This is a genomic window from Massilia sp. Root418 (assembly GCF_001425265.1).
GTDB lineage: Bacteria > Pseudomonadota > Gammaproteobacteria > Burkholderiales > Burkholderiaceae_D > Rugamonas.
This window is the reverse complement of sequence record NZ_LMEC01000002.1, coordinates 143,742-170,465: the sequence shown is the minus strand read 5'-3', so window position 1 is coordinate 170,465 and position 26,724 is coordinate 143,742. Positions and strand designations below refer to the sequence as shown.

At 65.1% G+C, this 26,724-nt stretch carries 21 protein-coding genes and 2 rRNA genes; 18 read left to right on the top strand and 5 right to left on the bottom strand.

The features are described from left to right. From ASC94_RS06505 to ASC94_RS06495, 3 genes are all read left to right on the top strand, one after another. Positions 1 to 99: ribosomal RNA gene (locus tag ASC94_RS06505) — 23S ribosomal RNA — on the top strand; the annotation flags it as partial. Positions 100 to 204: 105 nt separating this feature from the next. Beyond that, a 5S ribosomal RNA gene (gene rrf, locus ASC94_RS06500) occupies positions 205 to 317 on the top strand. A 181-nt stretch (positions 318 to 498) separates the two neighbouring features. Beyond that, positions 499 to 2,226 carry a M4 family metallopeptidase gene (locus tag ASC94_RS06495; RefSeq protein WP_082616293.1) on the top strand — a complete coding sequence of 576 codons (1,728 nt, stop codon included), beginning with the start codon at positions 499 to 501 and terminating at the stop codon, positions 2,224 to 2,226. A gap of 66 nt (positions 2,227 to 2,292) precedes the next feature. Here ASC94_RS06495 and ASC94_RS06490 read toward each other — a convergent pair whose 3' ends face one another. Next, entirely contained in the window at positions 2,293 to 2,838 is a 546-nt protein-coding gene (locus ASC94_RS06490; protein ID WP_056392477.1) for an acyloxyacyl hydrolase, read from the bottom strand. Between the two features lie 133 nt (positions 2,839 to 2,971). On the opposite strand from ASC94_RS06490, the gene ASC94_RS06485 reads away from it, so the two are divergent. After that, positions 2,972 to 3,868: an NAD(P)-dependent oxidoreductase gene (locus ASC94_RS06485; RefSeq protein ID WP_157201322.1), complete on the top strand. Its 897-nt coding sequence runs from the start codon at positions 2,972 to 2,974 to the stop codon at positions 3,866 to 3,868. Between the two features lie 97 nt (positions 3,869 to 3,965). Here ASC94_RS06485 and ASC94_RS06480 read toward each other — a convergent pair whose 3' ends face one another. Beyond that, a complete protein-coding gene (locus tag ASC94_RS06480) occupies positions 3,966 to 5,162 on the bottom strand; it encodes a M20 aminoacylase family protein (protein WP_056392474.1) in 1,197 nt (398 codons plus the stop codon). 156 nt (positions 5,163 to 5,318) lie between these two features. Between ASC94_RS06480 and ASC94_RS06475 the strand changes: the two genes are divergently transcribed. From ASC94_RS06475 to ASC94_RS06460, 4 genes are all read left to right on the top strand, one after another. Continuing rightward, on the top strand, positions 5,319 to 7,406 hold the full coding sequence (locus ASC94_RS06475; protein WP_056392472.1) for a molybdopterin-dependent oxidoreductase: 2,088 nt from the start codon (positions 5,319 to 5,321) through the stop codon (positions 7,404 to 7,406). A gap of 33 nt (positions 7,407 to 7,439) precedes the next feature. Beyond that, positions 7,440 to 8,543: an aminopeptidase gene (locus ASC94_RS06470; RefSeq protein ID WP_229417187.1), complete on the top strand. Its 1,104-nt coding sequence runs from the start codon at positions 7,440 to 7,442 to the stop codon at positions 8,541 to 8,543. 189 nt (positions 8,544 to 8,732) lie between these two features. Beyond that, positions 8,733 to 10,430: a long-chain fatty acid--CoA ligase gene (locus tag ASC94_RS06465; RefSeq protein WP_056392467.1), complete on the top strand. Its 1,698-nt coding sequence runs from the start codon at positions 8,733 to 8,735 to the stop codon at positions 10,428 to 10,430. Between the two features lie 74 nt (positions 10,431 to 10,504). Beyond that, positions 10,505 to 12,175, top strand: a complete 1,671-nt coding sequence (locus ASC94_RS06460; protein WP_056392465.1) for a long-chain fatty acid--CoA ligase — start codon at positions 10,505 to 10,507, stop codon at positions 12,173 to 12,175. A 29-nt stretch (positions 12,176 to 12,204) separates the two neighbouring features. Here ASC94_RS06460 and ASC94_RS06455 read toward each other — a convergent pair whose 3' ends face one another. Together ASC94_RS06455 and ASC94_RS06450 are read right to left on the bottom strand one after the other, a co-directional pair. Continuing rightward, positions 12,205 to 13,866: an alkaline phosphatase gene (locus ASC94_RS06455; protein WP_056392464.1), complete on the bottom strand. Its 1,662-nt coding sequence runs from the start codon at positions 13,864 to 13,866 to the stop codon at positions 12,205 to 12,207. Between the two features lie 10 nt (positions 13,867 to 13,876). Continuing rightward, on the bottom strand, positions 13,877 to 14,332 hold the full coding sequence (locus ASC94_RS06450; RefSeq protein ID WP_056392463.1) for an acyl-CoA thioesterase: 456 nt from the start codon (positions 14,330 to 14,332) through the stop codon (positions 13,877 to 13,879). A gap of 63 nt (positions 14,333 to 14,395) precedes the next feature. On the opposite strand from ASC94_RS06450, the gene ASC94_RS06445 reads away from it, so the two are divergent. Further along, complete coding sequence (locus ASC94_RS06445; protein ID WP_056392460.1) at positions 14,396 to 16,225, top strand: ABC transporter ATP-binding protein/permease; 1,830 nt, start codon at positions 14,396 to 14,398, stop codon at positions 16,223 to 16,225. Positions 16,226 to 16,271: 46 nt separating this feature from the next. On the opposite strand, the gene ASC94_RS06440 is transcribed toward ASC94_RS06445, so the two are convergent. After that, positions 16,272 to 17,531 (bottom strand): dicarboxylate/amino acid:cation symporter, encoded by a 1,260-nt coding sequence (locus tag ASC94_RS06440; RefSeq protein ID WP_056392458.1) that lies wholly within the window; start codon positions 17,529 to 17,531, stop codon positions 16,272 to 16,274. Positions 17,532 to 17,725: 194 nt separating this feature from the next. Here ASC94_RS06440 and ASC94_RS06435 point away from each other — a divergent pair, with 194 nt between their 5' ends. From ASC94_RS06435 to ASC94_RS06395, 9 genes are all read left to right on the top strand, one after another. Then, complete coding sequence (locus ASC94_RS06435) at positions 17,726 to 18,451, top strand: amino acid ABC transporter ATP-binding protein (RefSeq protein WP_056392456.1); 726 nt, start codon at positions 17,726 to 17,728, stop codon at positions 18,449 to 18,451. A gap of 135 nt (positions 18,452 to 18,586) precedes the next feature. Continuing rightward, on the top strand, positions 18,587 to 19,531 hold the full coding sequence (locus ASC94_RS06430; RefSeq protein ID WP_056392454.1) for an amino acid ABC transporter substrate-binding protein: 945 nt from the start codon (positions 18,587 to 18,589) through the stop codon (positions 19,529 to 19,531). Between the two features lie 21 nt (positions 19,532 to 19,552). Then, the gene (locus ASC94_RS06425) at positions 19,553 to 20,305 is read left to right on the top strand and encodes an amino acid ABC transporter permease (RefSeq protein WP_056392453.1); all 753 of its coding nucleotides are present in this window, start codon (positions 19,553 to 19,555) and stop codon (positions 20,303 to 20,305) included. A gap of 1 nt (position 20,306) precedes the next feature. After that, complete coding sequence (locus tag ASC94_RS06420) at positions 20,307 to 20,999, top strand: amino acid ABC transporter permease (protein WP_056392452.1); 693 nt, start codon at positions 20,307 to 20,309, stop codon at positions 20,997 to 20,999. 32 nt (positions 21,000 to 21,031) lie between these two features. After that, positions 21,032 to 22,471 (top strand): amidohydrolase family protein, encoded by a 1,440-nt coding sequence (locus ASC94_RS06415; RefSeq protein ID WP_157201321.1) that lies wholly within the window; start codon positions 21,032 to 21,034, stop codon positions 22,469 to 22,471. A gap of 51 nt (positions 22,472 to 22,522) precedes the next feature. Continuing rightward, positions 22,523 to 23,572: a dihydroorotase gene (gene pyrC / locus ASC94_RS06410; protein WP_056392451.1), complete on the top strand. Its 1,050-nt coding sequence runs from the start codon at positions 22,523 to 22,525 to the stop codon at positions 23,570 to 23,572. Between the two features lie 13 nt (positions 23,573 to 23,585). Beyond that, complete coding sequence (locus ASC94_RS06405) at positions 23,586 to 24,389, top strand: DUF3025 domain-containing protein (RefSeq protein ID WP_157201320.1); 804 nt, start codon at positions 23,586 to 23,588, stop codon at positions 24,387 to 24,389. An 82-nt stretch (positions 24,390 to 24,471) separates the two neighbouring features. Then, positions 24,472 to 25,461, top strand: coding sequence for a Gfo/Idh/MocA family protein (locus ASC94_RS06400; RefSeq protein WP_056392448.1), 990 nt, complete (start codon positions 24,472 to 24,474; stop codon positions 25,459 to 25,461). 15 nt (positions 25,462 to 25,476) lie between these two features. Continuing rightward, entirely contained in the window at positions 25,477 to 26,694 is a 1,218-nt protein-coding gene (locus tag ASC94_RS06395; protein ID WP_056392446.1) for an MFS transporter, read from the top strand. The last annotated feature ends 30 nt before the right edge of the window (positions 26,695 to 26,724 follow it).

Sequence of the window (26,724 nt, the reverse complement as noted above, 5' to 3'; positions counted from 1 at the left end):
TTGAAGGGTCGTTCGAGACCAGGACGTTGATAGGCTGGGTGTGGAAGTGCAGTAATGCATTAAGCTAACCAGTACTAATTGCCCGTAAGGCTTGTCCCTATAACCTTGACGGTTATATCGCATTTGCCTGTGTTTGAATTACTACCCACTTTACTTCTTCCAGATTGCAGCTGAGCGCCATAGCGCTCAGCGTACAAGTCAAAGCCTGATGACCATAGCAAATCGGTCCCACCCCTTCCCATCCCGAACAGGACCGTGAAACGATTTTGCGCCGATGATAGTGCTGCAACCAGTGTGAAAGTAGGTTATCGTCAGGCTAGTTATAAGAGAAACCCCGTCAGCGTGTGCTGGCGGGGTTTTTTGCTTTCGATTGTCCCATTTGAGACACCAGCACCCCAAAAGTCCCATTTCTCACCTTTTTTGACTCGCCGTGGCCGGATGGGCTAACGTTGGCGGACGAGATGGCGCCCAGCCGTCCGACCAGATTGGGAGATAGAAATGGTACTTCGCATCACCATGATAGCCGCCGCCATCGCTGCGTCGCTACTGTCCACCGCTAACGCAGCGCCCACCATGGGCGAGCCGGCGTCATTTTCCCCGCAAGAAAAAGCACGCCTGATCAGCACGCTGAACGGCGAGCGCGGCAAGCACGGCCTCGACACCGACCATGGCTTCGCCCTCTCCAGCCAGCATCCCGGCGCGCGCGGCCAGGCCATCAGCCGCGTGAACCACACCTACAAGGGCGTGCGCATCTTCGAATCCGAATCGGTGGTGGTGTCCGATGCCGGTGGCAATATCCTGAGCGAATCGATCGCCGACCGGCGCGGCGCCCTGAGCGCCAAGCGCATGGATGTGAAACCGAAGCTGCGCCCGCAGCAGGCGGTGGACGCGGCGCTGCGCGGCATCGGCCCATACGGCGTGGCGATCGGCCCGCCTAGCGCCGAGCTGATCATCTATCCCGTCATGAAAACCGTGCGCGTGGCCGGCGCCGAGAACAAGGCCGAGAGCGAACTGAACGCCACCGACGTGACCGAGGTGCTGGAAGGCTACAAGCTGGCCTACCTGGTGCAAACCCGCATGGCCAACGGCAACAAGCCCGTGTTCCACAACACCATCGTCAACGCGCAGGACGGTAGCGTGCTGGAGCAATGGAACGCGCTGCAGACCGTGGTCGGCACCGGCAACAGCCAGTACAACGGCGCCGTACCCATCAACACCACGCTGAGCGGCACCGCCTACAAGATGGTGGACGGCTCGCGCGGCACCGGCGGCACCTTCGGCGCCATGGCCATCACCAACGCCAACCACACCACCAGCGCCGGCAGCGTGTACACCAACACCAGCAACACCTGGGGCGACGGCAAGCAGTACATCGCCGGGGGCAGCACCACCGACGCCAACGGCCAGACTGCCGCCGTCAATGCGCTGTGGGGCTTGATGAACACCTACGACATGCTGAAGAACGTGCTGGGCTGGCAGTCGCTGGACGGCAACAACACGGCCACCTATATCGCGGCCCACGTCAACACCGCCTACGACAACGCCTACTACTCCGACACCTGCAAATGCATGTACATCGGCGACGGCGGCACCTACTTCAACAACCTGGGCTCGATCGACGTGATCGGCCATGAAATGGGCCACGGCGTCACCGCCGCCACGTCCAACCTGGCGTACCGCGGCGAATCGGGCGGCCTGAACGAGTCCAGCTCGGACATCACGGGTGAAGCGGTGGAAGCCTACGCGCGCGCCGGCGGCACCGGCGCCACGCTGCCATGGCCGAGCGCCAACGACTGGATGACCGGCAAGGAAATTGCCAAGGACGGCCAGCCGCTGCGCTGGTTATTCAAGCCCAGCAAGGACGGCCGCAGCCCGGATGCCTGGAGCACGTCGCTCAAGCGCCTGGACGTGCACTACAGCAGCGGCCCGAACAACCGCATGTTCTACTTCCTGGCCAAGGGCTCGAATTCAAGCAGCACCAGCGAGTACTACAGCAAGTACCTGACCCAGGCGCCGCTGGCCATGACCGGCATCGGCCTGGACAAGGCATACCGCATCTGGTTCAAGGCGCTGAGCACCAAGTTCACCTCCTCGACCAACTACGCGGACGCGCGCCTGAAAGTGCTGGCCGCGGCGCAGGAGCTGTATGGCGCCAACAGCGCCGAGGCGAAAGCCGTGCAGCGCGCCTACGCAGCCATCAACGTGGGCGCGGACGTCGCCGAGTAAGCTGCCGGCCGGACGAAAAAAAACCTCCGCAGTGCGAACTGCGGAGGTTTTTTCATGGCCGCCTGATTAGTAGCGATAAGCCAGCTTGACCACTGCGTAATCCACGCCGCTGTTGGGCTTCTTGATGCCGCCGTTCGAGAAGTGCTGGATCTTGGCTGCGACTTCCCAGTTATTGTTGAACACATAGCCCACGCCGATGTGATCGCCGAACTGGAAGGCGGTGGCCAGCTTGTCGTCGTTGTTGTTGTACAGCTTGGACAGCAGGTGCACGCCGATGCCGCCTTCGACGTAGAAGCCCTTTTTGTTGTCGGCGCCGTAGCGGAACACCGGCGTGAAGCCGACGTCCACCAGGTCCTGGTGCGCGCCCGGCACATTGTTGGCCATCTTGCCGCGCCAGGCGCCGAAGCTGGCGTCCCAGTAGCCGCTCAGGCTGCTGCCATTGGACTGGAACCACTGCTTGTTCCAGTCGGAGGTGGCGCCGATGCGGGCCATCTGGATCTTGGAGGCGCTGGCGTATTCAACGTAGGAGGTGTCGATCAGCTTGTCCCCGGCAACCGCTGCTTGCATTGCCAGAATTGCGGCTGCTGCCGCGAGGATTTTTTTTGTTTGCATGGCTTCTTTCAGAGTCTGCGCTATATGTCGAGTTATATAGCAGTACTTCATTCTACCGAGATTCACAAAAACGTTCAGGAGAGGCTAATATTGTTACGACATCCTCAACATTGTTCACTCAGGAGTAGTCCCATTGTCAACGCAAATTTCATTTCTTGGTATCGGCTTGATGGGAGAGCCGATGGTGCGGCGCCTGCTGCACGCCGGCTTTGCCGTCACCGTCTGGAACCGCACAGCCAGCAAGGCCGAGCCGCTGGCTGAATTCGGCGCCATGCCGGTGGCCGAGCTGGCCGACGCGGTGAGCTCGGCGGACGTGGTGATCTCCATGCTGGAGGCCGGACCGGTGGTGGGCCTGGTGATCGACGCGGCGTTGCCGGCCTTGCGGCCGGGCGCGCTGTGGGTGGACATGAGCTCCACGCGCCAGTCCGAGGCCCAGGAGTTCCACACCCGGCTCACGGCGGGCGGCTGCCGCTTTGTCGACGCGCCGGTGTCGGGCGGCGTGGGCGGGGCGCGGGCGGGCACCCTGGCCATCATGGCGGGGGGCAGCGCCGAGGATTACGCGCGCGCCGAGCCGGTGTTCGCGGCCTTGGGACGGTCCACCCTGGTGGGGCCGGCGGGCAGCGGGCAGGTAGCAAAGCTGTGCAACCAGCTGATCGTGGGCGGCACCATCAACATCGTGGCGGAAGCGCTGCTGCTGGCGCAGGCGGCTGGCGCGGACCCGGCCGCGGTACGGGCGGCCATACGGGGCGGTTTTGCGGAGAGCAAGGTGCTGGAGGTGCACGGGCAGCGCATGCTGGAGCGCAATTTCATGCCGGGCGGACAGGTGCGCACGCAGTTGAAGGACCAGCACAATATCCTGGCGGCTGCGGCGGCGGCCGGGGTGCAGTTGCCGGTTACCGACCTGGTGACGCAGCGCTACGAGGCGATTGTGGAGATGTTCCCGCAGGCCGATCATGCGGCGGCGCTGCTGGGGTTGGAGCAGCTCAATACCGGACAGCGCGTGGGCGAGGGGGCGGACCAGTTGCCGTAGCGGCGCCTGGCGGGTTACGCACTGCGTGCTAACCCGCCCTACGGTCGCCACGCGAGGGCGTAGGGCGGGTTAGGCGGCACGCCGTAACCCGCCAATCTCAGCGTGCCCGCGGCAGCGCCGTCTCCGCCAGCCGCACCCAGAAGCTGGCGCCGATGGGCAGCAGGTTGTCGTTGAAGTCATAGCTGCCGTTGTGCAGCACGCAGGGCCCCAGGCCGTGGCCGCCGTCGCGGTGGTCGCCGTCGCCATTGCCCAGGAAGATGTAGCAGCCCGGCTTTTCCTGCAGGAAGAACGCGAAGTCTTCCGCGCCCATGGTCGGCTCGATCTGGGCGTCCACCTTGTCGGCGCCGGCCACCGCCTTCATCACTTCCACCGCGAACTGCGTCTCCTTGGCGTGGTTCACCAGCGGCGGGTAATTGCGCCGGAAGGCAAAATCCACCTCCGCATCGAAACCGGCCGCGATGTTCTCGGCCAGCAAGCGCATGCGGTGCTCGACCAGGTCCAGCACGCCGCTGGTGAAGGTGCGCACCGTGCCCACCATTTTCGCCTCGTCCGGAATCACGTTGGTGGCGCTGCCCGCATGGATCTGCGTGATGGACAGCACCGCCGTATCGAGCGGGCTCTTGTTGCGGGTGATGATGGTCTGCCAGGCCTGCGCAATCTGCACCGCCACCATGATGGGGTCGATGCCCTTGTGCGGCTGCGCCGCGTGCGCGCCCTTGCCGCGCAGGGTCACGTGGAATTCATTGCTTGACGCCATCATCGGCCCCTCGCACACACCGAAGGCGCCGGCCGGCATGCCGGGCCAGTTGTGCATGCCATACACCGCGTCCATCGGGAAACGCTCGAACAGGCCGTCCTGTATCATGCGGCGCGCCCCGGCGCCGCCTTCCTCGGCCGGCTGGAAGATCAGGTAGACCGTGCCGTCGAAATCGCGGTGCTGTGCCAGGTGGTGGGCCGCGCCCAGCAGCATGGCCGTGTGGCCGTCGTGGCCGCAGGCGTGCATTTTGCCCTCGTGCCTGGACGCGTGGGCAAAGGTGTTGATTTCCTGCATGGGCAGCGCGTCCATGTCGGCGCGCAGGCCGATGGCGCGCTCCGACGTGCCGTTCTTGATGATGCCGACCACGCCGGTCAGGCCCAGGCCGCGCACCACGGGGATGCCCCATTCGGTCAGCTTGGCGGCCACCACGTCGGAAGTGCGTACTTCCTCGTAGCAAAGTTCCGGGTGCGCGTGCAGGTCGCGGCGGATCTGCTGCAACTCGGATTGAAACGCGATAATGGGTGCTACAAGTTTCATCTGGGCTCTCCAGTATTTTGTTCTTGCTGCACGTCTTGGTAAGACGCTACGCATCATGGCGGTATAGCCATTGTAGCCTTTGCCGCTACCGGATGGGGTGGCGCGGAATCGTTTACGATAGCGCTTTCCCCGATTGTTTTCCCGGACCCGCCAGACATGACCACTACCAGCTACGTTCGTGCCGCCTGCCCGCACGATTGCCCCGACACCTGCGCCCTCATCGTCACCGTCGAAGACGGCGTCGCCACCGAAGTGAAAGGCGATCCCGATCACCCGCCCACCGCCGGCGTGCTCTGTACCAAGGTGGCGCGCTACACCGAGCGCACCTACCACGCCGACCGCCTGCTGCATCCGCTGCGCCGCGTGGGCAAGAAGGGCGAGGGCAAGTTCGAGCGCATCAGCTGGGACGAGGCGCTGGACACCATTGCCGCCAGGCTGAAGCCTATCGTGGCGCGCGCGCCGGAAGCGCTCCTGCCCTACAGCTACGCCGGCACCATGGGCCTGCTGCAGGGCGAAGCCATGGCGGGCCGCTTCTTCCACACCCTGGGCGCCTCGCAGCTGGACCGCACCATCTGCGCCACGGCCGGCGCCACCGGCTACAAATACACCGTGGGCGGGTCCATCGGCACCGACCTGGAGCATTTCCAGGACGCCAAACTGATCATCATCTGGGGCGGCAATCCGATTGCCTCCAGCCTGCACTTCTGGGCCCGCGCCCAGGCCGCCAAGCGCAACGGCGCCAAGCTCATCGCCATCGACCCCTACCGCTCGCTCACGGCGGAGAAATGCCACCAGCACATTGCCCTGCTGCCCGGCACCGACGCCGCGCTGGCGCTGGGCCTGATGCACGTGCTGATCGCCGAGGACCTGCTGGACCACGGCTACATCGCCGAGTACACCCTGGGCTTCGAGCAGCTCAAGGCGCGCGCCGCCGAATGGACGCCGGAGCGCACCGCCGAGACCTGCGGCATCACGGCGCAGGAAGTGGTGGAGCTGGCGCGGCTGTACGGCGGCATGGCGAAGAACGGCGAGCCGGTGGCCATCCGCGCCAACTACGGCGTGCAGCGCGTGCGCGGCGGCGGCATGGCGGTGCGCAATATCGCCTGCCTGCCGGCGCTGGTGGGCGCCTGGCGCAACCCGGCCGGCGGCATGCAGCTTTCCGCCAGCGGCAGCTTCCCGTCCAACAAGGCGCTGCTGCAGCGCACCGACCTGCTGCAGCGCCACGCCAGGCTGCCGCGCACCATCAACATGAGCACCATCGGCGACGACCTGCTGCGTCCCGCGTCGCCGGCGTTCGGGCCGCAGGTGGAGGCGGTCATCGTCTACAATTCCAACCCGGTGGCGGTGGCGCCCGACTCGGCCAAGGTGGCGGCCGGCTTCGCGCGCGAAGACCTGTTCACCGTGGTGCTGGAACATTTCCAGACCGACACCGCCGACTATGCCGACATCGTGCTGCCCGCCACCACCCAGCTGGAACACGTGGACGTGCACACCTCCTACGGCCACCTGTACATGATGGCCAACAACGCCGCCGTCGCGCCCATGGGCGAGGCCAAGGCGAACACGGAAATCTTCCGCCTGCTGGCCGCGCGCATGGGCCTGGATGATCCCATGTTCAGCGAGAGCGACGAGCAGCTGGCGGCCCAGGCTTTCAACACCAAGGACGCGCGCGCCGTGCACTTCGACTGGGATGCGCTCAAGCAGAAGGGCTGGCAGCGCCTGAACATGCCGGCCGCGCCGTTCGCGCAAGGCGGCTTCCCCACGCCGTCCGGCAAATGCGAGTTCTATTCGGCGCAGATGCTGGCCGACGGCCTCGACCCGTTGCCGGCCTACATCGCACCGTACGAGTCGCGCGCCAGCAATCCGGGGCTGGCCGCCAAGTACCCGCTTGCCATGATTTCTCCACCGCAGCGCAACTTCCTGAACTCCACCTTTGTCAATGTGACCAGCTTGCGCGCCACCGAAGGCGAACCCCATCTCGACATGCACCCGGACGACGCCGGACAGCGCGGCCTGGCGCACGGTGAAATGGTGCGCATATACAACGATCGTGGCTCATTCGAATGTAAATTGCGCGTCACCGACAAGGCCCGCGCGGGCCTCGTCGTGGGCCTCTCCATATGGTGGAAAAAGCTCGCGGGCGACGGCAAAAACGCCAACGAAGTGACCAGCCAGCGCCTTACCGATATGGGCCGCGCGCCGACTTTTTACGATACACTGGTTCAAGTAGAGAAAGCGGCGTGAGAGTGAAAAATGCGCAAATTTGCCCGACAGTTAATGCGTGCCAGGTTCTGGCTGGCGGCGGGCGCGTGCGCATTGATGCTGGCTGGCTGCGCCCAGTTTAAGTATTATTTCCAGGCGGCCCAGGGCCAGTATGCGCTCTGGTCCGAAGCCCGCCCCATCGAGGACTGGCTGGGCGATCCGGCCACCGATCCCAAGCTCAAGGCGCGCCTGGAAAAGGCGCTGCTGATACGCCGCTTCGCCGTGAAGGAACTCGGCCTGCCGGACAACGCCAGCTACCGCAACTACGCCGCCCTGAACCGGCCCTACGTGCTGTGGAACGTGGTGGCCACGCCCTCGCTGTCGCTGCGCCCGATCCAGTGGTGCTTCCCCATCGCCGGCTGCGTCAGCTACCGCGGCTATTACAGCAAGGAAGACGCCGAGGCCTACGCCGACGAGCTGCGCAAGGAAGGCAACGACGTGCAGCTGGGCGGCGTGCCGGCGTACTCCACCCTGGGCTGGTTCAGCGACCCGCTGCTGTCCTCCTTCATCAACTATTCCGACGCCGAACTGGCGCGCATGGTGTTCCACGAGCTGGCCCACCAGGTGGCCTATGTGCAGGGCGACTCGCGCTTCAACGAAGCCTTCGCCACGGCGGTCGAGGAGGCCGGCGTGCAGCGCTGGCTGGACATGTACGGCAACCCCGCCATGCGCGAAGCCTACGAGCGCTACAGCGTGCGCCGGCGCGATTTCCTCGACCTGCTGGTGCGCCACCGTGCGCTGCTGGCCGCCAACTACGCGCGCAAGGTCAGCGACAAGAAAAAGCGCGAGGAGAAGCTGCGCATCTTCGCGTCGCTGAAAGAGGAATACCAGCTGATGAAAATCAACAGCTGGGGCGGGTACGCGGGCTATGATCGCTTCTTCGCCGAGCCGCTCAATAACGCCCACCTTGCGTCTGTTGCAACATACAATGATTTCTTACCGGGATTCCGCGCCTTGCTGGCGCAGGAAAAGACCTTCCCGCGCTTTTATGCTGCGGTGCAAGGCATGTCGACCTTGAGCCTGCAAGAGCGCCAGGCCCGCTTGCTTCATCTGGGCCAGCCGCCGCCACCCCAGCCTGATACGGTCGCTACCCAGACGATAGTGTCGCCCGATCGCTGAGCTTTGCTGCGCCGCAGCAGGAATGCTCCAGCGTGCCGGCGACACATCAGTTGATAGAGTAGGGGTTCAAAATCTGCAAAAGCGCTTGCATACTGGCGTTGCGCCCGATAGCATCTTACTCAGTTTGTGTACGAGCGTACTATTTTTTGTTTGCCCCCCATAAAAACATATCAAGAGACGAGGCACAGGATGGAAAAAATTTGGCTGCAGTCGTACCCCCCCGGCGTCCCGGCGGAGATTGATCCGAACCAGTACCGGTCGCTCGTGCATCTGCTGGAAGAGTCCTTCCAGAAATATGCGGACCGCAACGCATACGTCTGCATGGACAAGTTCCTTACCTATGCCGAGCTCGATACGCTGTCCAAGCGCCTGGGCGCCTGGCTGCAAAGCCGCAGCCTGAAAAAGGGCGCGCGCGTGGCGGTGATGATGCCCAATGTGCTGCAGTATCCGATCGCCATCGCGGCCATCCTGCGCGCCGGCTACACCGTGGTCAACGTCAATCCCCTGTACACGCCGCGCGAGCTGGAGCACCAGCTGAACGACTCCGGTGCGGAAGCTATCCTCATCCTTGAAAATTTCGCCACCACCCTGGAGCAGGTCCTGCCGCGCACCAAGGTCAAGCACATTGTCGTGGCCAGCATGGGCGAGATGCTGGGCGGGCTGAAGGGCGCCATCGTCAACTTCGTGGTGCGCAACGTGAAGAAAATGGTGCCGGCCTTCTCGCTGCCGAACGCGGTGCGCTTCAAGGACGCGCTGTCGCAGGGCGCGGGCATGAAGCTCACGCCGGTGGAACTGAACGCGTCCGACGTGGCCTTCCTGCAGTACACGGGCGGCACCACGGGCGTGTCCAAGGGCGCCACGCTGACCCACCGCAACATCGTCGGCAACCTGCTGCAGAACGAAGCCTGGGCCCAGCCGCGCCTGAAGACCTTGCCGGCCAATGAGCCGCTGACCATCGTCTGCGCGCTGCCGCTGTACCACATCTTCGCGCTGACGGCCTGCGCCATGTGGGGCATGCGCATGGGGGCCATGAACATCCTGATCCCCAACCCGCGCGACATCGGCGGCTTCATCAAGGAACTGTCCAAGTACCGCTTCAACATGCTGCCGGCCGTCAACACGTTGTACAACGCGCTGGTGAACCATCCCGAGTTCAGCAAGCTGGACTTCTCCGGCGTGGTGATCTGCAACGGCGGCGGCATGGCGGTGCAGCAGGCCGTCAACGACAAGTGGCTGAAGGTGACCGGCGTGCCCATCATCGAAGGCTACGGCCTGTCCGAGACCTCGCCCACGGCCACCTGCAACCGCGCCGACGGCACCGAGTTTACCGCCACCATCGGCCTGCCCGTGCCGTCCACCGACATCGCCATCCTGGACGACGACGGCAAGGAAGTGCCGCTGGGCCAGCCGGGCGAGATCGCCATCCGCGGCCCGCAGGTGATGGTGGGCTACTGGAACCGTCCGGAGGAAACCGCCAAGGTGATGACGCCGGACGGCTACTTCAAATCCGGCGACGTGGGCGTGATGGACGCGCGCGGCTACGTCAAGATCGTGGACCGCAAGAAGGACATGGTGCTGGTGTCCGGCTTCAACGTCTATCCGAACGAAGTGGAAGGCGTGATCGCCGGCCATCCCGGCGTGCTGGAATGCGCCTGCATCGGCGTGCCGGACGAGCACTCGGGCGAAGCGGTGAAGGTGTTCGTGGTGCGCAAGGACCCGAACCTGAACGCGGACACCCTGATGGCCTACTGCAAGGAAAACCTGACCGGCTACAAGAAGCCGAAATACATCGAGTTCCGCGACGAACTGCCGAAAACCAACGTCGGCAAGATCCTGCGCCGCGTGCTGCGCGACGAAGTGGTGGGCGAGAAGAAGAAGGCGGCATAAACCCCCCGGCCACAGGCGCGACCGCCTGCTGGCCGGGCGGTTTTTTTATAGAAAATGTTTGAACGAGGCTAGTGATGGACAAGATTTGGTTGAATTCCTACCCCCAGGGCGTACCCGCGGAAATCGACAACACGCAATACAGCTCGGTGACGCACTTGCTGGAGGAGTCCTTCCGTCAGTACGCCGACCGCAACGCCTACGTCTGCATGGACAAGTTCCTGACCTACCGCGAAGTGGACCAGATGTCCCAGCAGCTCGGTGCCTGGCTGCAAAGCAAGGGCCTGGAAAAAGGCGCGCGCGTGGCCATCATGCTGCCCAACGTGCTGCAATACCCGGTGGCCATGGCCGGCATCCTGCGCGCCGGCTACACCGTGGTCAACGTCAACCCGCTGTACACCCCGCGCGAGCTGCAGCACCAGCTGAACGACTCCGGCGCCGAAGCCATCATCGTGCTGGAGAACTTCGCCACCACGGTGCAGCAGGTGCTCGCCAACACCCAGGTCAAGCATGTGATCGTGGGCAGCATGGGCGACCTGCTGGGCGGCCTGAAGGGCGCCATCGTCAACTTCGTGGTGCGCAACGTGAAGAAGATGGTGCCGGCCTGGTCGCTGCCCGGTTCCACCAGCTTCAAGAAGGTGCTGGCCGAAGGTTCGCGCCTGACGCTTAAGCCGGTGCAGCTGGGCCACGAGGACATCGCCTTCCTGCAATACACCGGCGGCACCACCGGCGTCTCCAAGGGCGCCGTGCTGCTGCACCGTAACGTGATCTCCAACGTGCTGCAGAACGAAGCCTGGCTGGGCCTGGACACCAGCGGCAAGCAGGTGGTGTTCGTGTGCGCGCTGCCGCTGTACCACATCTACTCGCTCACCATCAGCGCCTTCATGGGCATGCGCTTCGGCGGCCTGAACATCCTGATCCCTAACCCGCGCGACATCCCCGGTTTCGTCAAGGAACTGGCCAAGTATCCGGTGGTGGTGTTCCCGGCCGTGAACACGCTGTACAACGCGCTGCTGAACAACCCCGACTTCGCCAAGCTGGACTTCTCCAGCTACAAGGTGTGCAACGGCGGCGGCATGGCGGTGCAGCAAGCCGTGGCCGACCGCTGGCTCAAGCTCACCGGCACGCCCATCATCGAAGGCTACGGCCTGTCCGAAACCTCGCCGGTGGCCACCGCCAACCGCGTCGACATCAAGGAATTCACGGGCACCATCGGGCTGCCGATCCCGTCCACCGAAATCAGGATCCTGGACGACGACGGCGTGGAAGTGCCGCTCGGCCAGCCGGGTGAAATCGCCATCCGCGGCCCGCAGGTGATGGCCGGCTACTGGCAGCGTCCCGACGAAACCGCCAAGACCATGACGGCCGACGGCTTCTTCAAGACCGGCGACGTCGGCATCATGGACGAGCGCGGCTACACCCGCATCGTGGACCGCAAGAAAGACATGATTCTGGTGTCGGGCTTCAACGTCTACCCGAACGAAATCGAAGGCGTGGTGGCGGCGCATCCGGGCGTGCTGGAAGTGGCATGCATCGGCGTGCCGGACAAAAACTCCGGCGAAGCGGTCAAGCTGTTCGTGGTGCGCAAGGACCCCAACCTGACGGCCGAAGCGCTGCAGGAATTCTGCAAGCACGAGCTGACCGCCTACAAGAAGCCCAAATACATCGAATTCCGCGACGAGCTGCCGAAGACCAACGTCGGCAAAATCCTCCGCCGCCAGCTGCGCGACGAGAAAAAAGCCGCCTAAGAAAAGTTGCTCAGAAAATGGGGTCAGGGTTAATTAAAAGTTGCACTTTTAATTAACCCTGACCCCATTTTCGTATTGGTGTTGCTGGGGACGGTGAAGCTGGCGAGGGTGGCGATGGGGCTGGCGGGGTTGCGGACGTCGTCGAGGCCTTGGAATTGCACGCTGCTGCGCTCGGGTGTGATGGTGAAGAGCATGAAGCCGCGCTTGTCGCTGCGGCCGTATTTGAGCTGCGGGTTCATGTCCACGTATTGCAGCGTGCGCGCCTGGGGCCGCGAGCCGGAGGTGATGGAGGTGCCGCAGAATTCGTGCGCCAGCACCGGATTGGCGGCGCTGGCGGGGCGGCGGCCGTCCGGCGTGAGCTCGGCGGCGTAGAAGGTGTGCACGTCGCCGGACAGCACCAGCGGGTTGGCTGCGCCGCTTCCCCGCAGCGCGCGGTACAGGCGCTGCCGAGCGGCCGGGTAGCCGTCCCAGCCGTCGGTCCAGTAGCGGCCGTCGTCGCCGTTCACCAGCGGCACCTGGCTGCCGCCGGCCATCAGCGTTTGCTGCGCCAGGATGTTCCAGCGCGCCTTCGATTGCTTCAGCCCCTGTTCCAGCCAGCGCTGCTGCTCGGCGCCCAGCATCTCGCGCGCCGGGTCGCGCAGCGCCGCGCATTCGCGCCAGTACACGGAACTGGAACCGCCGCGCCCCACGGTGCACGCTTGCGGCGCGCGGTACTGGCGGTTGTCGAGCACGTGGAAGCGCGCCAGCCGGCCCCAGTCGTAGCGCTGGTGCATGCGCAAGCTGCCGTAGCCGCCCGCCTGCACGTCGAGCCGGATGGGCTGGTGCTCGTAGTAGGCCTGGTAGGCGGCGGCGCGGCGCGCGGCAAAGCTGGCGGACAGGCGCTCGTCGCGGTCGCCGGCGTAGTCGTTGGCCACTTCGTGGTCGTCCCAGGTGAGTATCCAGGGCGCGGCGTGGTGCGCGGCCTGCAGGTCGGGGTCGCTCTTGTACTGGGCGTAGCGGGCGCGGTACTGGTCCAGCGTGAAGCTCTCGTCCACCCGCACCGCGCGCTGCGGATGCTGGCGCTGGTAGGCACCCCATTCGTAGATGTAGTCGCCGAGGAAGGCCACCAGCTCCGGCGCGGCGGCGGCAATGTGGCGGTGCGCGGCGTAGCTGCCGAATTCCCAGTGCTGGCAGGAGGCCACGGCCAGCTTGAGCGCGGAGGGCGTGCTGTCCGGCGCGGGCGCCGTGCGGGTACGCCCGGTGGGGCTGACGGCGTCGCCCAGCATGAAGCGGTACCAGTACCAGCGGCCGGGCGCCAGGCCGCTGACGTCGACGTGCACGCTGTGCGCCAGTTCGGGCGGGGCCATCGCCGTGCCCCTGGCGGCGATGCTGCGGAAGGCTTCGTCGTGCGCCACCTCCCAGCGCACGGACAGCGCCAGCGGCGGCATGGCGGCAGCGCTGAACGGGTCGTACAGGATGCGGGTCCACAGCACCACCGCGGTGGGCAGCGGCGAGCCGGAGGCCACGCCGAGGGAGAAGGGATAGCCGGCGCCGTTGGCGCCCTCGCCGGCTTGCGCAGCGCCGCGGCTGCGGCCGCGCTGCGCGCCGCCTCCTGCCTCGCTGCCGGCCAGGGTGGCGCCGGCGGCGGCCATGGCGGCCAGCGCCGACAGCCGGGCGCCGGTCAGCAGGAGGTTGCGGCGTCCTGCTTCCATCCGTGCAGCCTTACAGCAGCGTTTCCAGCGGCGGCACCGGGCGCGGCTTGCGGTCCGGGCCGGTGGCCACATAGGTCAGCGTCGCTTCGGTGACCTTGACGGTGCACGCCTGCAGGCGGTTGCGCTCGGCGTACACTTCCACGTTGACCGTGATCGAGGTGTTGCCGACCTTGATGATATCGGCGTAGAAGGACAGCAGATCGCCGACGAAGACGGGATTTTTGAATACGAAGGAATTCACGGCCACGGTCGCCACGCGGCCGTTGGCGCGCCGGGTGGCGGGCAGCGAGCCGGCGATGTCGACCTGCGCCATGATCCAGCCGCCAAACACGTCGCCGTACACGTTGGCGTCGGCCGGCGCGGGCATCACGCGCAGTTCCGGCATCTTCCCTTCCGGCAGGCCGCGCCGCTCTGCCGTATGGACGGCGGCCAGGTTGGGGGCGGTGGTGTTTTCAGGCGTGGTCATCGTGAAGTCTCGCTAAGGGCTACAATTGGGACTGATTGTAAACCACGGAAGCCCCGTTTCGTTATGCGCCGCTCAGCCACCTCGCCCCCACCGCCACCTCCCGCAGACGCCGCCGGCAAGCCGCCGCGCAGCGACCTGGCCACCCTGAAAACCCTGATTCCCTACCTGTGGGTCTACAAATGGCGCGTGCTGGCCGCGCTGCTATGCCTGATCGGCGCCAAGCTGGCCAACGTGGGCGTGCCGGTGGTGCTGAAAAAGCTGGTGGACCAGATGACCATCTCGCCGTCGCATCCGCACGCCTTGCTGGTGCTGCCGCTGGGCGCGCTGGTGGCCTACGGCCTGCTGCGCCTGTCCACCACGGTGTTTACGGAGCTGCGCGAGTTCCTGTTCGCGCGCGTGACGCAGCGCGCCGTGCGCACCATCGCGCTCAAGGTGTTCCGCCACCTGCATTCATTGTCGCTGCGCTTCCACCTGAACCGCCAGACCGGCGGTATGACGCGCGACATCGAGCGCGGCACGCGCGGCGTCGGCTCGCTGATCTCGTACACGCTGTTCAACATCCTGCCCACGCTGGTGGAGATTTCCCTGGTACTGGGCTACCTGGTGACGCATTACGACATCTGGTTCAGCGCCATCACCTTCGTGGCGCTGGTGTCCTACATCGTGTTTACGATCACCGTCACCGACTGGCGCACGCACTTCCGCCGCACCATGAACGACCTCGATTCCAAGGCCAATACCAAGGCCATCGACTCGCTCATCAACTACGAAACCGTGAAGTACTTCGGCAACGAGGACTACGAAGCCAAACGCTACGACGAGGGCCTGCAGCGCTACGAGGCGGCGGCGGTCAAGTCGCAGACCTCGCTGTCCTTCCTGAACACCGGCCAGTCGCTGATCATCGCCACCGCGGTCACGCTGATCCTGTGGCGCGCCACCCAGGGCGTCATCGACGGCAAGATGACCCTGGGCGACCTGGTGCTGGTGAACGCTTTCATGATCCAGCTCTACATCCCGCTCAACTTCCTGGGCGTGATCTACCGCGAGATCAAGCAAAGCCTGGCGGACATGGAGCGCCTGTTCTCGCTGCTGGACCAGAACCGCGAAGTGGCGGACGCGCCGGATGCCAAGCCGCTGCACACGCAGGGCGCGCAGGTGCGCTTCTCGCACGTGGACTTCAGCTATGAGTCCAAGCGCCAGATCCTGTTCGATGTCGACTTCACCATCGCCGCCGGCAGCACCACGGCGGTGGTGGGCCACAGCGGCTCGGGCAAGTCCACCCTGTCACGGCTGCTGTACCGCTTCTACGAGGTGAACCAGGGCGCCATCACCATCGACGGCCAGGACCTGCGCGCGGTCACCCAGGATTCGCTGCGCCACGCCATCGGCATCGTGCCGCAGGATACGGTGCTGTTCAACGACACCATCGAATACAACATCGCCTACGGCAAGCCCGGCTCCAGCAAGGAGGACATCGTGGCGGCGGCCAAGGCGGCCTCCATCCACGACTTCATCGCCAGCCTGCCGGACGGCTACGCCACCATGGTGGGCGAACGGGGGCTGAAACTGTCCGGCGGCGAGAAGCAGCGCGTGGCCATCGCGCGCACCCTGCTGAAGAATCCCGCCATCCTGATCTTCGACGAGGCCACGTCCGCGCTGGACTCGAAAGCCGAGCAGGCCATCCAGGCGCAGCTCAAGGAAATCGCCCGGCACCGCACCACCATGGTGATTGCGCACCGCCTGTCCACGGTGGTGGACGCGGAACAGATCATCGTGCTGGACCACGGCCGCATCGTCGAGCGCGGCACGCACCAGTCGCTGCTGGCGGCGGACGGCCTGTATGCGCAGATGTGGCAGCGCCAGCAGGCCAAGGTGGAAGAAGAAGTGGAGTAAAAAAAAGGCTTCCCGAGGGAAGCCTTTTTTACATCCGCGCCGGCGCTTACGGCAGCGGCGAATCCGACAGTTCCTTGTCCAGCGGGGCCACCAGCTCGCCCTCCCACTTGGCCACCACGGCGGCGGCAACGCTGTTGCCGATCACGTTGGTGGCGGAGCGCGCCATGTCCAGGAAGTGGTCGATACCGAGCAGCAGCAGCAGGCCGGCTTCCGGGATGTTGAACTGGCCCAGGGTGGCGGCGATCACCACCAGCGAAGCGCGCGGCACGCCGGCGATACCTTTGGAGGTCAGCATCAGCACCGCCATCATGGTCAGCTGGGTGCTGAGCGGCATTTCAATGCCGTAGGCCTGGGCGATGAACACGGTGGCGAAGGTGCAGTACATCATCGAGCCATCCAGGTTGAAGGAATAGCCGATCGGCAGCACGAAGGAGGCGATGCGGTTGCGCACGCCGAAACGCTCCAGGCCTTCCAGCGTTTTCGGGTAGGCCGCTTCGCTCGAAGCGCAGGAGAAGGCCAGCAGGGCCGGGCCCTTCATTTCGCCCATCAGGGCGAAGATGCGGCGGCCCAGGAACACGAAGCCGGCGAAAATCAGCAAGCCCCACAGCACGGCGATACTCAGGTAGAACTCCGCCATGAACACGCCGTAGGTACCGAGCACGCCCACACCGCTTTTGGCGATGGTGCCTGCCACGGCCGCGAACACGGCCACCGGTGCGAAGTTCATTACGTAGCCGGTCACCTTCAGCATGATGTGGGCCAGGCCGTCCACCGCGTCGACCAGCGGCTCTGCCTTCACGCCCACTGCTGCGGCGGCGGTGCCGAAGAACAGCGAGAAGATCACGATCTGCAGGATTTCGTTCTTGGCCATGCCGTCGATGATGGAGGCCGGCACCAGGTGGGTGATGAACTCTTTCAGCGACAGGCCGGTGGCGGCGATGCCCGATGGCGTGCTGACCGCCGGCAGGTGGCCCACCAGCGCGTCGCCCGGACGGAAGATGTTGACCATTACGAGGCCCAGCAGCAGCGACATGACCGACGCAATGAAGAACCAGCCCAGCGTCTTCAGGCCGATGCGGCCCACTTCCTTGGCATCGCCCATGCGTGCGATACCGACTACCAGGGTGGCAAACACCAGCGGAGCGATGATCATTTTGATCAACCGCAGGAAGATGGTGGTCAAATAGGACATATACTCGGCAAAGGCGCCGGGATTGGCCAGGCCGACGTTGGCGAAGTAACCCGCGACGATGCCTAGCACCAGGCTAACCATGATGTAGGTTGTCAGATTATTGCGTGTTTTCATAGGCGGGGGTTCCTGTGGTAGTGTCTCTAAACTGCGCGCCATTGGGTAAATGGCCGGTAGAATGTTGTGTAGTTGATCAATAACTGAGCAAGTGTCGCAGTATCCTTGCGGTCCAGATGCGTGTCAAGCAACTGTGTCTCGCTGAATACAGCGCGCGAAATAAACTGTTTGCGGGCCGAATTTTAAACGCAAAGATGATAGCCATAAAAAAACTCAATAAATGGTACGGCCAATTCCAGGTGCTCACCGACTGCAGCACCGCAGTGGCCAAGGGCGATGTGATGGTCATCTGCGGCCCGTCCGGTTCCGGAAAATCCACCTTGATCAAGACGGTCAACGGCCTGGAACCGTTCCAGGAGGGTGAAATCATTGTCGACGGCACCTCGGTCGGCGCCAGGGGCACGGACCTGCCGGCGCTACGCGCGCGCATCGGCATGGTGTTCCAGAACTTCGAGCTGTTCCCGCACCTGTCGGTGCGCGACAACCTCACGCTGGGCCAGATCAAGGTGCTGGGCCGCAGCAAGGACGAAGCCATCGAGCGCGGCCTGAAATACCTGGACCGCGTGGGCCTGCTGGCGCAGCAGGACAAATTTCCCAACCAGCTTTCCGGCGGCCAGCAGCAGCGCGTGGCCATCGCGCGCGCCCTGTCGATGGACCCGATCGCCATGCTGTTCGACGAGCCGACCTCCGCGCTCGATCCGGAAATGATCAACGAGGTGCTGGACGTGATGGTGGGCCTGGCGCAGGAAGGCATGACCATGATGGTGGTGACCCACGAGATGGGCTTTGCCAGGAAGGTGGCCAACCGCGTGGTGTTCATGGACAAGGGCCGCATCCTGGAAGACTGCAGCAAGGACGAATTTTTTGGCGCTCCGCGTTCCGAGCGGGCAAAGGACTTTTTGGCGCGTATTATTCATTAGGCGGTTCCGCGGCGGGTTGCGCCTTCGGCCAACCCGCCCTGCGGCCCGAGGAAGCTTGCGTAGGGCGGGTTAGCGCGAAGCGCGTAACCCGCCGCTGCGGCGCATCACGTTGTTGAACTTCTTACCGGAGGAATCATGACGTTGAAATCACTGCTCGCTATCCTGCTGTGCGCCGCTTCCGCCTCGGCGGCGGCCCAGGAACTCACCGGCACCCTGGCCAAGATCAAGCGCACCGGCACCATCACCCTGGGCGTGCGCGACGGCTCGGTGCCATTCTCCTACCTGGACGACAAGCAGCAGTACATCGGCTACTCGGTGGACCTGTGCATGAAGATCGTCACCGCCGCGCAGAAGCAGCTTGGCCTGACCTCGGTGAAGGTGACGATGAACCCGGTCACGCCGGCCAACCGCATCCCCCTCATGGCCAACGGCACCATCGACCTTGAATGCGGCTCGGCCACCAACAACGCCGAGCGCCAGAAGCAGGTCGCCTTTGCGCCCACCATGTTCGTGGTGGCCAACAAGCTGCTGGTGAAGAAGGCTTCCGGCATCAAGAGCCTGGCCGACATGAAGGGCAAGGCGCTGGTGGTCACCGCCGGCACCACCACCCAGAAGCAGCTCACCATCCTGAACAACGAGATGAACCTCGGCATGACCATCCTGGTCGGCAAGGACCATCCGGAATCGTTCCTGATGCTGGAAACCGGCCGCGCCGCCGCGCAGGCCAACGACGACATCCTGCTGGCGGCGCAGCTGGCCGCCGCCAAGAACCCCGCCGAATACGAGATCACGAAAGAGGCGCTGTCGGTCGAACCCTACGGCATCATGCTACGCCGCGAGGACCCCGCCTTCAAGCAGCTGGTGGACGCCACATTGACGCGCTTCTACCAGAGCGAGGACTTCAAGAAGACGTACGACAAGTGGTTCATGTCGCCCATCCCGCCGAAAGGCATCAACCTGAATTTCCCCATGCCGCCGCAGCTGCAGGCCGTGCTGGCCAAGCCGACCGATTCGCCGGACCCGGCTGCCTACGCGGCGATTCCGCCGGCGCAGCAGGCCGCCGCCAGGAAGAAGAAGTAAGCCGGCGCACGCGGCCGCAGCATGAACTACCACTGGAACTGGCGCATCTTCTGGGAAGAGTCCCCGGACGGCGTGCGCACCTACTGGGAAACGCTGATCGACGGCCTGCAATGGACGCTGGCCGCCTCGCTGTGCGGCTGGATCATGGCGCTGCTGCTGGGCGTATTGATCGGCACCGCGCGCACCTTGCCGCCCACCCGCGGCGGCACCCTGCTGCGCCGCCTGGGCAGCGCCTACATTGAACTGTTCCGCAACGTGCCGCTGCTGGTGCAGATGTTCCTGTGGTATTTCGTCATGCCCGAGCTGGTGCCGGCGGACGTGGGCGCCTGGCTCAAGGCGCTGCCGAACGCGCCCTTCGTCACGGCGGTCATCTCGCTCGGCTTCTACACCTCGGCGCGGGTGGCGGTGCAGGTCACGGCCGGCATCGAGTCCCTCTCCGGAGGGCAGGGCACGGCGGCGCTGGCGCTCGGCCTGTCGCGCTGGCAGGCATACCGCCACGTGCTGCTGCCGCTGGCCTTCCGCGTCATCCTGCCGCCGCTCACCAGCGAGTTCCTCAACATTATCAAGAACAGCTCCATCGCGCTCACCATCGGCCTGACCGAACTGACCGCCAGCGCGCGCGCCATCCAGGAATTTTCCTTCCAGGTGTTCGAAGCGTTTTCCGCCGCCACGCTGATCTACGTCACCGTCAATATCATCGTGGTGGGACTGATGCACTTGGCCGAGCGCAAGCTGGCGCTGCCCGGCAGCTTCCAGTCCGGCGGGGTGCGCTGAGATGTTGGCCGGCTTCGATTTCGACGTCATCGCCCGCTCCTGGGGCTACCTGTTCCGGGTCGGCATGCTGTTCACGCTGGAGCTCACCGTGTTCGCCATGCTGGGCGGCGTGGTGCTGGGCACCCTGCTGGCGCTGGGGCGCCTGTCGTCCATCCGCGCGCTGTCGCTGCTGGCTTCCGGCTACGTGAACCTGATGCGCGCGGTGCCGCTGGTGCTGGTGATCTTCTGGTTCTACTTCCTGGTGCCCTACATCGGCGCCTGGATCATCGGTTCGCCCGAGCCGGTGAAAGTGGGCGCCTTCTGGTCCGCGCTGATCACCTTCATCCTGTTCCAGGCCGCCTATTATTGCGAGATCATGCGGGGCGGCATACAGTCGGTGGCGCGCGGGCAGATGCTGGCGGCGCAGGCGCTGGGCATGGGCTACTGGCAGATGATGGGCCACGTGATCCTGCCGCAGGCCTTCCGCAACATGCTGCCGGTGCTGCTCACGCAAACCATCGTGCTGTTCCAGGACGTGTCGCTGGTGTACGTGCTGTCGGTGGCGGACTTCGTCGGCGCGGCCAGCAAGGTGGCGCAGCGCGATGGCCGGCTGGTGGAAATGTATTTGTTCGTGGCGCTGGTGTATTTCGTGTTGTGCAGCGCGCTGTCCTGGCTGGTGCGCAAGCTGCAGCGCAAAGTGGCGATCATCCGGTAAGATGCGGGCACGCGAATTTCCAAGGACCCGCCATGCCGCAGATGATCCCCCTTTCCGCCGCGCTGCTCGCGCTTGGCCTGTTCACCAGCGCGCACGCTGCCGGCAAGATCGCGGCGGACCTGGTCCTGACCCAGGCCACGCTGATCGACGTTGCCGCCGGCAAGGCGGTCAAAGGCAAGTCCGTGGTGCTGAAGGGTGACACCATCCTGGCCGTGGTGGACGACAAGGCGCTGAAGAACTACGCGCCGAAGAAGACCATCCGCCTGCCCGGCAAATACCTGATGCCGGGCCTGTGGGACACGCACGTGCACTTCGGCGGCGGCCCGGAGCTGATCGAAGAAAACAAGCAGCTCATGCCGCTCTACCTGGCGCACGGCATTACTGCGGTGCGCGACTGTTCAGGCGACCTGGCCGACACGGTGCTGGACTGGCGCGCGCAAGTCGCCTCGGGCAAGATGAGCGGCCCCACCATCTTCACTTCCGGCCAAAAACTCGAAGGCGTCAAGCCGCTGTGGAAAGGCACCATCGAAGTCGGCAACCCTGCGGAAGTGAGCGCCGCGCTGGACAAGCTGCAGGGGCAGAAGGTGGACTTCGTGAAGATCACCGAAAACACGCTCACGCCCGCGCTGTACCTGGAAGCGCTGAGGCAGTCCAGGGAACGCGGCATGCGCACCTCCGGCCACGTGCCGGTGCAGCTCACGCTGGACACCATGTTCACCGCCGGCCTGGGCACCGTGGAGCACCAGTCCTACCTGCTGCGCGCCGCCACGCCCCGCGAAGCGGAGCTGACAGCGCAGGTGGCCGAGGGCAAGCTGACCAGCCGCGAAGCGATGAAACAGAGCCTGGACAGCTATGACGAAGCCGCCGCGCGCGCCGCCTTCAGGCGCATGGCCGCCGCCGGCACCGCCATCGTGCCTACGCTGTACGGCTCCTACGTCACCGCCTATCTCGACCAGAACGACCACGCCAGGGACGCTTACCTGCAATACATCGGCAAAGGCCTGCGCGCCACTTACGACTGGCGCGTGCAGCGCGCCGCCAAGGACGGTCCGGAAGCGATCGCCCTGCGCCATGCCCTGTTCGAGAAATCCGCCGCGCTGCTGCCCATCCTGGCGCAGGAGGGCGTCAGCATCGTGGCCGGTACCGACGCCGGCTTCCTGAACTCCTTCGACTACCCAGGCCAGGCGCTGCATGACGAAATCGGCCTGTACGTGAAATACGGCCTCACGCCGGCGCAAGCGCTGCAAAGCGCCGTCATCGCCGGTCCGCGTTTCCTCGGCAAGCTGGACCGCTACGGCAGTGTGGCCGAAGGCAAAGCCGCCGACCTGTTGGTGCTGGACGCCGACCCGCTGCAGGACATGGCCGCCACCCGCAAGATCCGCATGGTGCTCAGCCGGGGCACCCCCTACGACCGCGCCGCGCTCGACAAGATGTTGACAGACGTGAAAGCCTGGGTGGCCGCGCAGCCATAATCAGGGGCGCACGCGGTAAAATGGCGGCATTCCTCACTGAGAGCAGCCGCCATGTCCAACATTGCAACCCCTGACAGCATCACCATTACCCGCCCAGACGACTGGCACTTGCACCTGCGCGACGGCGCCACCATGGCCAGCGTGCTGCCGCACAGCGCGCGCCAGTTCGGCCGCGCCATCGTCATGCCCAACCTGAAGCCGCCGGTCACCACCGTGGCCGCCGCCGAAGCCTACCGCAGCCGCATCCTGGCCGCGCTGCCGGCCGGCATGCGCTTCGAGCCGCTGATGACGCTGTACCTGACCAATAACACCAACCCGGACGAGATCCGCCGCGCCGTCGACAGCGGTTTCGTGCACGCCGTGAAGCTGTACCCGGCCGGCGCCACCACCAACTCCGACGCCGGCGTGACCGACCTGAAAAACTGCTACAAGACGCTGGAAGTGATGCAGGAACTGGACCTGCCTTTCCTGGTCCACGGCGAAGTGACCGATCCGGAAGTGGACGTGTTCGACCGCGAAGCGGTGTTCATCGAGCGCGTCATGCGCCCGCTGCGCAAGGACTTCCCCGAGCTGAAGGTGGTGTTCGAGCACATCACCACCCGCCAGGCGGCCGAGTACGTGGCCGAAGCGGAAGGGCCAATCGCGGCCACCATCACCGCGCACCACCTGCTGTACAACCGTAATGAGATCTTCAAGGGCGGCATCCGCCCGCACTACTACTGCCTGCCCATCCTGAAGCGCGAAGAGCACCGCCTGGCGCTGATGACGGCCGCCACCAGCGGCGACGAGCGCTTCTTCCTCGGCACGGACTCCGCGCCGCACGCGCAGGGCGCCAAGGAACATGCTTGCGGCTGCGCCGGCTGCTACACCGCGCTGCACGCGATGGAACTGTACGCCGAAGCGTTCGAGCGCGCCGGTGCGCTGGACAAGCTGGAAGCCTTCGCCAGCCTGAATGGCCCCGCCTTCTACAATCTGGAGCCGAACCCCGACACCATCACCCTGCGCCGCGAACAATGGACCCTGCCGGCCACGCTGCCGCTGGGCGAGCTGGAAGTGGTGCCGCTGAATGCAGGTGAAACCATCAACTGGAAGATGGCTTAAGCTGGAAACCAGCGTGTTTGCGGCAATCGACTGGGCCCGGCCCTGGTATCGCTCGGTGCGCGCCGCTGCTGCGGCGGCGCGTGTCGATACCGATTTCGGCACGGCCAGCATCATCCCCTTTTTCAACGCCCAAGCAGGCGCGCGCGAATTGTGCAATCATCAAGGATTGCCGCTGGCCTTCGTGCCGCAAAGCGCGCTGCCGGAAGGCGTGGCGTACGAGGAATTCATCGGTGCCACGGGCGGCGTGCCCACGCGCGAAAACCTGCACGACTTCTTCAACGCCCTGGTGTGGCTCAGCTTCCCGCGCATAAAGCGGCAGCTGAACGCGCTACAGGCGGCGCAGATCGCGCTGGACGGCGTCGGCAAATCGCGCGGCCCCGCGCGCGACGCCGCCACGCTGTTCGACGAGAACGCCGCGCTGCTGGTGGTGCGCGGCTCGGAGCAGGGCAGGGCGCTGGTGCAGGCGCTGCGCAGCCACGAATGGCGCCGCGCCTTCGTCGAGTTGCGCCAGTTGTTCGGCAACGATGCGCAGGTCTGGCTGTTCGGCCATGCGCTGATGGAAAAGCTGGTGGCACCCTACAAGGCCATCACCGCCCACACCCGCGTGGTGATGGCGGACGACGCCTACTTCGCGTTGGAGCTCGCCGGGCAGCAGGCCTGGCTGGACGGGCAGCTGGCGCGCGAGCTGGCGCAGGACGGGTTGAGCAAGGCGTCTTTCACGCCGCTGCCGGTGCTCGGCGTGCCGGGCTGGTGGCCGCAGCAGGACGACGAATTTTATAGCGACGCGGCGGTCTTCCGCCCAAAACGAAAACCGTAAAACGGTAAAACCGTAGGGCGGGTTAGCGCGGAACGCGCGTAACCCGCCGCAGCGCCGCCCGCGCGGCAGAAAGTGAACGAAGATGGACAAGGTAATCCGCTGGGGCATCCTGGGCACGGGCAAAATCGCCAAGGCGATGGCCGAAGGCCTGCGCGACACGCCCGGCGCCGAACTGGTAGCGGTAGCATCGCGCACTGCGGAAAGCGCGCAGCAATTCGGCGCCGCCTACGGTGTGAACCGCTGCCACGCCAGCTACCAGGCCCTGGCCGACGACCCGGACGTGGACGTCGTCTACATCGCCACCCCGCACCCCATGCACCACGAGAACGCCATCATGTGCCTGAACGCCGGCAAGGCGCTGCTGGTGGAAAAATCGTTCACCGTGAACCGCCGCCAGGCGGAAGAAATCGTCGCCCTGGCGCGCGAGAAAAAGCTGTTCATGATGGAAGCCATGTGGAGCCGCTTCATGCCGGCCATCGTGGAAGCCAAGCGCATCGTGGACAGCGGCGAAATCGGCAAGCCCGCCGGCGTTACGGCGGACTTCGGCTTTGCCTCCGACGCCGGCCCCGAACACCGCCTGTTCAACCCCGAGCTGGGCGGCGGCTCGCTGCTCGACCTGGGCATCTATCCGCTGTCGCTGTCGGCCTACTTCCTCGGCCCGGTCGCCTCTGCGCAGGCGCAGGGCGAACTGGGCGCCACCGGCGTCGACGTGCAAGCTTCCTTCACGCTCAGGCATGAAAGCGGCGCCGTGTCCTCCTGCCTGTCCAGCCTGCGCGCCCGCACCCCCTGCGAACTGACCATCTCCGGCGACAAGGGCCACGTGCGCCTGAACTCGCGCTTCCACTACACCAATTCGCTGACGGTGGAACTGTCCGATGGCAGCAAGACCGAATTGCACGTACCGCGCAGCGGCAACGGCTACCCGCACGAAGCGGCCGAAGTGGTGCGCTGCCTGCGCGCGGGCCTGCTGGAAAGCCCCGTCATGCCGCTGGACGAGAGCGTGGCCCTGATGGGCATCCTCGACAGCATGCGCGCCCAGATCGGCGTGCGCTACAGCGCAGACGCCGCATAATCCCAAGGGAACCCCATGTTCACATCAGACCGCGTACCGTCGCTCAAATCCGTGCTGCTGGCCAGCGGTGTCGTGCTCACGCTGGCCATGGGCGTGCGCCACGGCTTCGGCTTCTGGATGCAGCCCATCTCGGACGCCAACGGCTGGACCCGCGAAACCTATTCGCTGGCGCTGGCCTTGCAGAACCTGCTGTGGGGCGCCTTCGGCCCCTTCGCCGGCATGGCGGCGGACCGCTTCGGCACCATGCGCGTGGTGCTGGTGGGCGCGCTGAGCTATATGGCGGGCCTGGTGTGGATGGCGGTGGTGACGCAGCCTACGCTGTTCATCGTCGGCTCCGGCGTGTTCATCGGCCTGGGGCTGGCCTGTACCGCCTTCGGCGCCGTGAGCGGCATCATCGGCCGCGTGGCGCCGGTGGAGCGGCGCTCGTGGGCCTTCGGCGTGTCCGGCGCGGCCAGCTCCTTCGGCCAGTTCCTCATGATGCCGCTGGAGCAGTACCTGATTTCCTCGGTGGGCTGGCAAAGCGCGTTCTACCTGCTGGCGGCGGCGGTCGTCATCGCCATGGTGCCGATGGCCTTCTTCCTGCGCGAGCCGGCCGTGGAGCATGCCGGCGGCGCGCACCAGAGCATCGGCGAAGCCTTCGGCGAAGCGCTGCGCAACCGCTCTTTCCTGTTCCTGGTGGCGGGCTATTTCGTGTGCGGCTTCCAGGTGGTGTTCATCGCCGTCCACCTGCCGGCCTACCTGAAGGACAAGGGTATCGGCGATCCCAAGTTGGCCGTGATGGCGCTGGCGCTGATCGGCCTGTTCAACATCTTCGGCTCCTTCTACGCGGGCAAGTGGGGCGGCATGGTGCCCAAGCGCTACCTGCTCTCGGGGATCTATTTCATCCGCTCGGCGGTGATCGCGCTGTTCCTGCTGGCGCCCCTGTCGGCCATGTCGGTATATCTGTTTGCTGCGGCGATGGGCTTCATCTGGCTGTCCACGGTGCCGCTCACGAACGGCATCATCGCCGGCATCTTCGGCGTCAAGCACATGTCCATGCTGGCGGGGATCGTGTTCTTCTCGCACCAGATCGGCAGTTTCCTCGGCGTCTGGCTGGGCGGCTACCTGTTCGCCCTGCAGGGCAACTACAACGTGGTGTGGGGCATTGCGATCGGGCTGGGCGTGATGGCCGGGCTGGCCAACCTGCCGGTGGACGAGCGTCCGCTGGCGCGCAGCGCGCTTAAGGCCGCGTAGCATCATGAAAACCTGGCTGCTGCGGGCGGC